The sequence below is a fragment of the Streptomyces sp. NPDC001219 genome (assembly GCF_053597915.1).
Genome location: NZ_JBSFJF010000076.1, coordinates 21,627 through 29,944 on the forward strand (window position 1 = coordinate 21,627; position 8,318 = coordinate 29,944).

Here is an 8,318-nt window from a genome sequence, read left to right on the forward strand (position 1 = left end):
GTCCGTCGTCAGGACACCAGCTCCACCTCGCGGGCGCTGCGGCGGTGCTGCTCGGCCCAGTTGTTCAGCGCCGCGCCACAGGCGTGGTCGAGGTGGCGCAGTCCGCTCAGGTCGAGCTCCACATCCCGGTCGGCGGGCAGGGTGTCGAGCTGGTCGAGGATCTTGGGCAGCCGCAGGAACGTGGCGTTGCCGACCGCCCGCACCTGCACCGGCTCCGACGTGTCGTCGGGGACCCGCACGTCGAGGTGCACATGCGAGGTCTCCCAGGCCGTCTTCGCGACGGCCAGCAGCAGCCCGATCAGCACACCCTCGAACATGTTGACCGTCACGATCGCCACCGCGGTGACCATGAGGACGACGGCCTCGCCACGGTGTTCGCGCCACAGCGGCCCCAGCGCACGCACCGGGATGAGCTTGCAGCCCGCGTGCACCAGGACACCCGCCAGCGCGGCCACCGGCACCACACCCAGCGCGGCCGGGAAGGCCGCGGCGAACACCAGCAGCCAGACACCGTGCAGCACCCGCGAGGCCTTGGTCTTCGCGCCCGCCTGCACATTGGCGGCGCTGCGGACGATGACCGCGGTCATCGGCAGGGCACCCAGGACACCGCAGACGGCGTTGCCCGCACCCTGGGCCATCAGCTCCTTGTCGTAGTCGGTCTTCGGCCCGTCGTGCAGCCGGTCGACCGCGGCGGCGCTGAACAGGGACTCGGCGGAGGCGATCAGCGCGAAGGCGAGGACCGTACCGAGCACACCGAAGCTGCCGAGCCGGCCGAGGTCATCGAGGCCGGGTGGCTGAATCGCGTCCAGCAGCCCGCTGACCTCGACCCGTGCGACGGGCATGTCCAGCGCCCACACCGAGAGGGTGGCGAGCGCCACCGCGGCCAGCGGCGCGGGCAGGACCCGGGCGGCGCGCCGCCAGCGCGGCCACAGCACCAGGACGGCGATGGTGCCGGCACCGATGGCGAGCGCGGCCAGTGCCTTCGACGACCCCACGGTGGAGACGACCAGGTCGGGGAACCCGCCGATGTTGGCGAGTCCGCTGCCCGGCGCCTTGGCGTCCGTGAGGGCGTAGAGCTGCCCGGCGATCAGGACCAGGCCGATACCGGCCAGCATGCCCTGGACGACGGCGACCGAGATCGCCCGGAACCAGCGCCCCAACTTGAGGGCGCCCATGACGAGTTGGAGCAGACCGGCGGCCAGCACCAGCGCGCCGAGGGTGCCCAGGCCGTACTCCTTGACGGCCTCGAAGACCAGCACCGTCAGGCCGGCGGCGGGGCCGCTGACCTGGAGGCTGCTGCCGGGGAGCAGACCGGTGAGCAGTCCGCCGACCACACCGGTGACCAGGCCCAGTTCGGCCGGGACACCGGAGGCGACCGCCACCCCCACACACAGCGGGACGGCCACGAGGAACACGACGAGCGAGGCGGTGAAGTCCGCCCGGAAGGAAGTGAAACGCTTCATGAGATGCCGCCCCGCCTTCAGAGGGGGAGGAACAGGTCGGAGGCCGGATGATGTGCGGCCACCATGCCGGTGTGCACCTCGTAGAACCAGCCGTGCAGATTCACTTCTCCGGCGGCCAGCCGCTCCTGGACGCAGGGGTAGTCGCGCAGCCGGTCGACCTGCTGGCGGACATGCTGCTGCACCGCCGCGGCGACCGTCGGCTCCTCGTCCTTGGGCAGCTCGTCGGACAGCGCCTGCGCCAGCCAGTCCCGTACGGCCGGAGCGCCGTTCAGGTCCTCGCCGCGGGCCTTGGCGCCGACCGCGCCGCAGTGCGAGTGGCCGCAGACCACGATGTCGGCGACGCGCAGGACGCGCATCGCGTACTCGATGGTCGCCGCCTCCGCGCAGGCCGCCATGTCCTCCTGGTAGGCGGGCACGGCGTTGCCGGCGGTCCGCAGCTCGAAGAGTTCACCGGGCTGCGCGCCGGTGATGAGGGACGGAATGACCCGGGAGTCGGAGCAGGTGATGAACAGGGCGAGGGGCGACTGGCCGGCCGCGAGCCGGCCGTAGGTCTCTTGTTCGTCGCGGCCCTCGGCGATACGGGCCATCAGGCCCCGGGCGTGCTGGATGAAGGTCTCCACGAGGAGGTCTCCTGCTGATGAGGGGTGCCACTGTGGGGGTGGTGGCGGAGAATGTATGAGGTGCGGCTGGTGGGGCAGGCCACCACGGCCGTCCTCAGCAGCGGAAGACGCAGTGCAGGACGGGGAGTTCGAGGGGTCTCGACGCGGCCTTGGTGGAGCTGCCGGCCGCGGGGACACTCGCCGCCGGGAAGGCGTGCAACGGGGAACCGCCACCGCTGAACGGCGGGAGCGGACGCCCGGTGTGGTGCGGGATGCCGACGGAGGTCCGCACCGTACGCCGGGGCTGGCCGCGCTCGGCCGCGCGCTTGGCCTTCTCCTCGCCGCCGTCGTAGCTGGGCTTGACGGCCGGCTGGGTGCTCGCGGACTTCGCGGCGGACGGACCGGCGAACGCGGCCCGTCCGGTGTCAGCGGCCGCCGCGCTGCCCAGGAGGAACGTCAGAATCACCGTGAGGGCGAGCAGGGGCAGGCGCAGCCCGCGCCGCACCGGCGTGCCCGGTATGCAGGCGTCCTTCCGCATCGTTGCCCCCCGTGGCTCGTTTACACGGTTCCACCCTGCCCTCACAGTGCAGCATCCAGGTTTCCGGCGTGAGAACGAGAAATGACGCCAAGTTTCAAGATGCCCCCCATTGCGATTCGGGCACATCCATGTGACGAACGGGTGTTCATTTTGGTTCCGGCTCCGCGTGGGGAGTCGCAGGGGCGAGGTCGGTGTGCTCGGGACGGCGGGCCGCCCACGCGACCACGGGCACGACCGCCAGCGAGAGCACCGCGCCGGCCAGCGCCAGTGCCGGATAGCCGCCCATGACGACGACCACGCCCGAGGACATACCCCCGGCCGCGCCCGCGAGGGCGATCCCGACGTCCACCATTCCCTGCGCGGAGGCACGCCGGGCGGGCGGCAGCGCGTCGGTGACGAGGGCGGTGCCGGCGATCAGCCCGAAGTTCCAGCCGAGGCCGAGCAGGACGAGCGCCGTGGCGAGCGCGGGAACGGAGTGCGGCGGGGCCAGCGCGGCCAGCACTCCGGCGGCCGACAGCGTCAGCCCGGAGGCGGCGGCGACCCACCGCCGGCCGAGGCGGTCGACCAGCAGTCCGGTGAGCGGGGAGGGCAGGAACATCGCTCCGACGTGCAGGGCGATGACCAGTCCGGCCGCCTGGGTGTCATGGCCGTGCGCCTGCATGTGGACCGGCGTCATGGTCATGATGGCGATCATCACGAGCTGAGTGAGGATCATGACCGTGGTGCCGATGACCACCCCGCGCCGCTGCGACCGGGCGTCCGGCTGCTCGCCGGCGTCCTCGGCGGAGTGCGGGTCGGCGGGCCGTTCCGCCGCCAGCTTCTCCGCCAGCCGCAGTGGGTCGGGCCGCAGCAGCGCGGCCAGGGCCACCGCCGCCGCCCCGAACGCGGCGACGGCCAGCAGGAACGGCCCGGCGAGCCGGGGGATGCCCCAGGAGTGCGCCACCTCTCCCGTCACGGTCACCAGGTTGGGGCCGACCACCGCGCCGAGCGTGGTGGCGAACAGCACCGTGCTCACGGCCCGGCCGCGCCGCTCGGGCGAGGCCAGATCCGCCCCCGCATAACGCGCCATCAGGTTCGTCGAGGTGCCCGCCCCGTAGACCAGCAGGCCCAGGAACAGCAGCACCGCACTGCCGACGGCGGTCGCCAGGACCACCGCGAGGCTGCCGAGCGCCCCGACGGCGTACCCGAGCGCCAGCCCGGGGCGGCGGCCGTGGCGCCGGCAGATCTGCCCGATGCCGAGGGCGCCCAGCGCGGCCCCGGCGGTGAACAGCGCACTGGGCACACCGGCGAGACCGGTCGAGCCGAGCATGTCCTCGGCGAGCAGCGCGCCCACGGTGATGCCGGCGGCGAGGCCCGCGCCACTGAGGATCTGGGAGAACACCAGGACGGCCAGAATCCGCCGCTGCTCGGGCACCTCGTCGCCGGCCGTTACGTCGTTGGCGTCCTTCATGATTCCTTTCGGTTCTGCGGAGGCGGACCGCTAGGTCGTCGCCGGCATCGGCTCCAGCGCCGCGATGTCCGCGAGCGAGAGCCCCATCTGCTCATGGAGGAAGCGCACGATCGTCCAGTGCGGCAGCGCCTCCTCGTCGTACGGGCCGAACTCCTGGCAGTACAGCGGAATCCAGCGCAGCGCCTCTTCGAGTGCCTGCTCGCGCCCCGGCTCCTGCTGGTAGTCCTCATAGGCGATGCTGCGGTGTTCGATGAAGAAGCGGCCCGGGAGCCGTTCCTCGCACAGTGCACGGTATTCGCGGGTCTGCAGGATGAGGTAGTGCCAGATCTCGTCGATGTCCTGCTCGACCGGCAGGAAGAGACCGCCGAGCCGGTCGTGGTGCCGGGAGACGAGATAGAGGTAGCGCAGACACTCGGTGACCTGGCGCTCCACGAACTCCCGCGGTGCGGTGCCCTTGTCGTCGAAGTGCTTCACCACTTCGGCGTGCAGCGCCGCACCGAGCAGTTCCTTGAGGTCATCGGCGGATATCCGCGGCTGGCTGGTCATGCTTCTCCTGTCCGAGTGGCGCGGACGTCCGGGGAAGCGGACGTCCGGCGGGTCAGCTGCCGGTCGAGAGCCAGGCGTACTTTCCCGACTTCCCGACGGGGATGTGCGTACGGTGTTCGAGCCGGCAGCGCCGCCCGGTCAGGTCACCGACGCCCTCTTCCAGCGCCGCGGTCCGCGCGGGGTCGAGAGGCGCGCCCTGGAACGTCGTGTACACCAGCTGCGCCTCGCCCTCGCCGGTCAGCCGCAGCTGGTACAGGAAGACGTCCGGGGAGGTCTCGCTGATGCACCGGTCGAGGTCGCCCTGGGAGACCGGCCCGCGCGGAGTGCTGAGCAACTCCTTTTCCCGGCCGCAGAATTGGATGACCTTCTCCGGGTCGGGCGTACCGTCCTGGGTCCGTACGCAGTCGCCCGAGCGGTAGCGGATCAGCGGCATGTAGGGATTGCGCACGCTCGACACGATGAGCTGGTAGATCGTGCTGCCCTCGGCGACCGGCTGGAGCTCGACGCTCATCTTGTCGAGGTACGGACGGTAGGTGCCGTGGCGGTCGCTGTAGTAGAGGTAGCCCAGCTCGGTGCTGCCGAACAGGTCGATGACGGGGCAGTCGAAGTGCCGGCGCAGAAAGCGCCGGACGTTCTCCGGGGTGTACTCGTAGGCGTGGATGATGCTCGCGGGCGCCGGGAAGTCGTCCCACAGCCCCCACTCACGGGCCTTCCGCACCAGATGCGCCAGGTGATAGCCGGAGCAGTCGAGGTGGTACCAGCCGCGCGGGTGGGCCTGCCGGGCGGTCCGGATCTCCGCCAGCATCCGTTCGACCTCGGCGCGCTCCCACAGTGCCGGGTCCAGCCGCAGGTTGAGGTAGCAGGTCCGCTCGTCGAGCCATCGGTCGTCGAGGGTGGGCACCGGGGCCGGTGCGGTCCCGCGCCGGGCGGCGTTGACCCGCGCCACGTGTTCCGTCGCCAGCACCGTGGTCAGCGACACCCGCCGGCAGCCCGTTTCCCAGGTGCCGGAGATGTCGGGGTGTTCGCTCCAGAGCTGGTAGTAGGAGCGCAGCAGGAAGTACGGGGGCCGGATGATCTGCATCCGGGCATGGTTGGTGCCGGTGGAGAGGACGAACTCGGCCTCTCCGGACTCCAGCGCCGCGGCCAGTCGGGGCGTCATCCAGTTGTCGGGAAAGCCGCGCGCGATCTCCGGCTTGTCGAGTACGGGGAAGTGCCCCTTCGCCAGCGACTCACGGTAGAGGGGTATGTCGCGTATCTGCTCGATGACCTCGGCGGTCGGCTGACCATCCATGGAATCCTCGTCGTCTGGAATGCGGTGCCACACGGGGGATACGGGGCGTGGTGCCCGGGAGCGGGCGGCGGGGTTACGCACCCCGCCGGCCCCGCTCCCGGGCCGCCGGCCGCGAGGGTCAGGAGATGCAGCCGGCCTTGGGCGCGGCGCTGATGCAGCCGGCCTTCGGGGCGGCGCTGATGCAGCCGTTCTTCGCCGCCTGCTGTGCGGAGTTGGCGGCGAGCCAGTTCTGCCACACGCCGTCCTGGGCCATCTTCTTGATGAGCTGCTCCATGGAAACCTCCGGGAGAGAGTACGGAAGAAGGACTGGGCACACGGCGCTGACCAGCGCTGATGCCACGCCACTGAAGGTAAAAGTATGACCAAGTAGATGTCAATTAAAGGCAATGTCCCAGGCTGCGGTTGGGTGGCCGGTGCGCCAACTTTGGCGGGATTCCGTCGCGGTGATCACTGCGGGGAACTACATGACGCGCAGTCAGGCGGTGGGCACTTTCACCCGGCCCCCGGCCCCGCGTTGCGCCGCACGGCGGCCGTCGATCGGGTGACCCGTAGCGCGGGTCCGGAGCCCGGTGGCCGCCGGTGCGGGACGATCCAGCCAGCCACCCAACGGTCCAGCTCCAGGGGAGTCCGCTGTGCGCATTCTGCTCATCGCCGGCGCGTTCAACAGCCTGACGCAGCGCGTGTACGCCGACCTCGGCGACCACGGACACCAGGTGGGCGTGGAGCTGGTGACACGGGACACCCCGCTCCCCGAGGTCGTCGACCGCCACGACCCGGACCTGATCGTGGCGCCGATGCTCAGGAGGGCCATCCCCCGCGAGGTGTGGTCCACCCGCGTCTGTCTCATCGTGCACCCCGGGCCCGTCGGCGACCGGGGCCCGTCCTCGGTGGACTGGGCGGTGCACCTGGGCGCCGGCCGGTGGGGTGTCACGGTCCTCCAGGCCAACGACGAGATGGACGGCGGCGACATCTGGGCGTCGGCGGACTGCCCCGTCCCGGAGGTGGGCAAGAGCGACCTGTACCGCAACGAGATCGCCGATGCCGCGCTGGAGGCGGTCCGGACGGCCGTCGCCCGTGTCGCGTCCGGCACGTACCGTCCGCAGCCGCAGGCCGACCTGCCCGATGTCGCGCAACCCGGCCGCCCCCGCCCGCCGTTCCGCCAGGACCTGCGCCGCATCGACTGGCACGCGGACTCCACCGACACCGTCGTACGCAAGCTGCGCGCCGCCGACTCCCAGCCCGGCGTACGGGACGAACTGCTCGGCGAGAGCTGGCATTTGCACGGCGGCCACCCGGAGGACACCCTGACCGGCCGGCCCGGCGAACTGCTCGCCACCCGGGCCGGCGCGATCTGCCGCGCGACCGCCGACGGCGCGGTGTGGATTCCGGAACTGCGGCCGCCCCGCACACCGGGCGGGCCCGGCACCCTCAAACTGCCCGCCACCCTGGCGCTGGGCGACCGCCTCCCGCCGCTCCCCGAGGTCCCGGCCCCGCTCGACCCCGGTGACGGACCCCGGACCTGGACCGACATCCGCTACCGCGAGGACGGGCCGGCCGGCTTCCTGGAGTTCTCCTTCCCCGGCGGCGCGATGAGCACCGACCACTGCCGCCGGCTGCTCACCGCCTACCAGCACGCCTGCACCCGGCCGACCTCCGTGCTGGTCCTCGGCGGCCGCCGGGACTTCTTCTCCAACGGCATCCATCTGCATGTCATCGAGGCCGCCACCGACCCCGCCGCGGAGTCCTGGGCCAATCTGCAGGCCATGGACGATCTGGTGCACGCCGTCCTGACCACCACCGACCGGCTGGTGGTCGCCGCGCTCGGCGGCAACGCCGCGGCCGGCGGGGCGATGCTGGCCCTGGCCGCCGACGAGGTGTGGTGCCGCGGGGCCGTGGTGCTCAACCCCCACTACCGGCTGATGGGGCTCTACGGTTCCGAGTACTGGACCTACACCCTGCCGCGCCGGACCGGCCCCGAAGTGGCAGCGGAACTCACCGCGCGCGCCGTGCCGGTCAGCGCCGCGGCCGGTGCGCGGCTCGGCCTGGTGGACCGGGTCCTCGACTGCCCCGCGCAGGACTTCGCCGAGCGGACCGCCCGGCTCGCCGTCCGGCTGGCCGCGGCGCCCGCGACACAGGCCCGGATCGCCACGAAGAAGGCCGACCGGGAACGCGACGAGGCGCACCGCCCGCTCGCCGTCTACCGCGAGCTCGAACTGGCGCAGATGCACCGCATCCTCTTCGACCCGGACCAGCCCTATCACGCGCTGCGCCGGGCCTTCGTCCGCAAGGAATCCGCGGCGACCCCCGCACACCTCGGCTTCCCGGGCGGCCGGAGCTGAGGCGGGGCCCCGCCCGTGGTCCGCACCGGACCGCTCAGCGGCGGGCCGGTGGCCGCCGTACGCGGGCCCCCGCCGGGGGGGCAGAGGCGGGG

The 8,318-nt window shown here is 72.0% G+C and carries 8 protein-coding genes; 1 reads left to right on the forward strand and 7 read right to left on the reverse strand.

The genetic code is table 11. From position 1 onward, the window contains the following. Positions 1-8 precede the first annotated feature (8 nt). From ACWC9R_RS31915 to ACWC9R_RS31945, 7 genes are all read right to left on the reverse strand, one after another. A complete protein-coding gene (locus tag ACWC9R_RS31915; RefSeq protein ID WP_450736748.1) occupies positions 9-1,463 on the reverse strand; it encodes a SulP family inorganic anion transporter in 1,455 nt (484 codons plus the stop codon). Between the two features lie 17 nt (positions 1,464-1,480). Beyond that, complete coding sequence (locus ACWC9R_RS31920) at positions 1,481-2,083, reverse strand: carbonic anhydrase (RefSeq protein ID WP_450736750.1); 603 nt, start codon at positions 2,081-2,083, stop codon at positions 1,481-1,483. A 94-nt stretch (positions 2,084-2,177) separates the two neighbouring features. Further along, entirely contained in the window at positions 2,178-2,600 is a 423-nt protein-coding gene (locus ACWC9R_RS31925; RefSeq protein ID WP_450736752.1) for a hypothetical protein, read from the reverse strand. Positions 2,601-2,745: 145 nt separating this feature from the next. Further along, positions 2,746-4,050: an MFS transporter gene (locus ACWC9R_RS31930; protein ID WP_450736753.1), complete on the reverse strand. Its 1,305-nt coding sequence runs from the start codon at positions 4,048-4,050 to the stop codon at positions 2,746-2,748. A 30-nt stretch (positions 4,051-4,080) separates the two neighbouring features. Next, complete coding sequence (locus ACWC9R_RS31935) at positions 4,081-4,596, reverse strand: hypothetical protein (protein WP_450736755.1); 516 nt, start codon at positions 4,594-4,596, stop codon at positions 4,081-4,083. 52 nt (positions 4,597-4,648) lie between these two features. Then, entirely contained in the window at positions 4,649-5,887 is a 1,239-nt protein-coding gene (locus tag ACWC9R_RS31940) for a hypothetical protein (protein WP_450736757.1), read from the reverse strand. Between the two features lie 118 nt (positions 5,888-6,005). Then, on the reverse strand, positions 6,006-6,161 hold the full coding sequence (locus tag ACWC9R_RS31945) for a hypothetical protein (protein WP_450736759.1): 156 nt from the start codon (positions 6,159-6,161) through the stop codon (positions 6,006-6,008). A 358-nt stretch (positions 6,162-6,519) separates the two neighbouring features. Here ACWC9R_RS31945 and ACWC9R_RS31950 point away from each other — a divergent pair, with 358 nt between their 5' ends. Beyond that, positions 6,520-8,226 (forward strand): hydrogenase maturation protein, encoded by a 1,707-nt coding sequence (locus ACWC9R_RS31950; RefSeq protein ID WP_450736761.1) that lies wholly within the window; start codon positions 6,520-6,522, stop codon positions 8,224-8,226. The last annotated feature ends 92 nt before the right edge of the window (positions 8,227-8,318 follow it).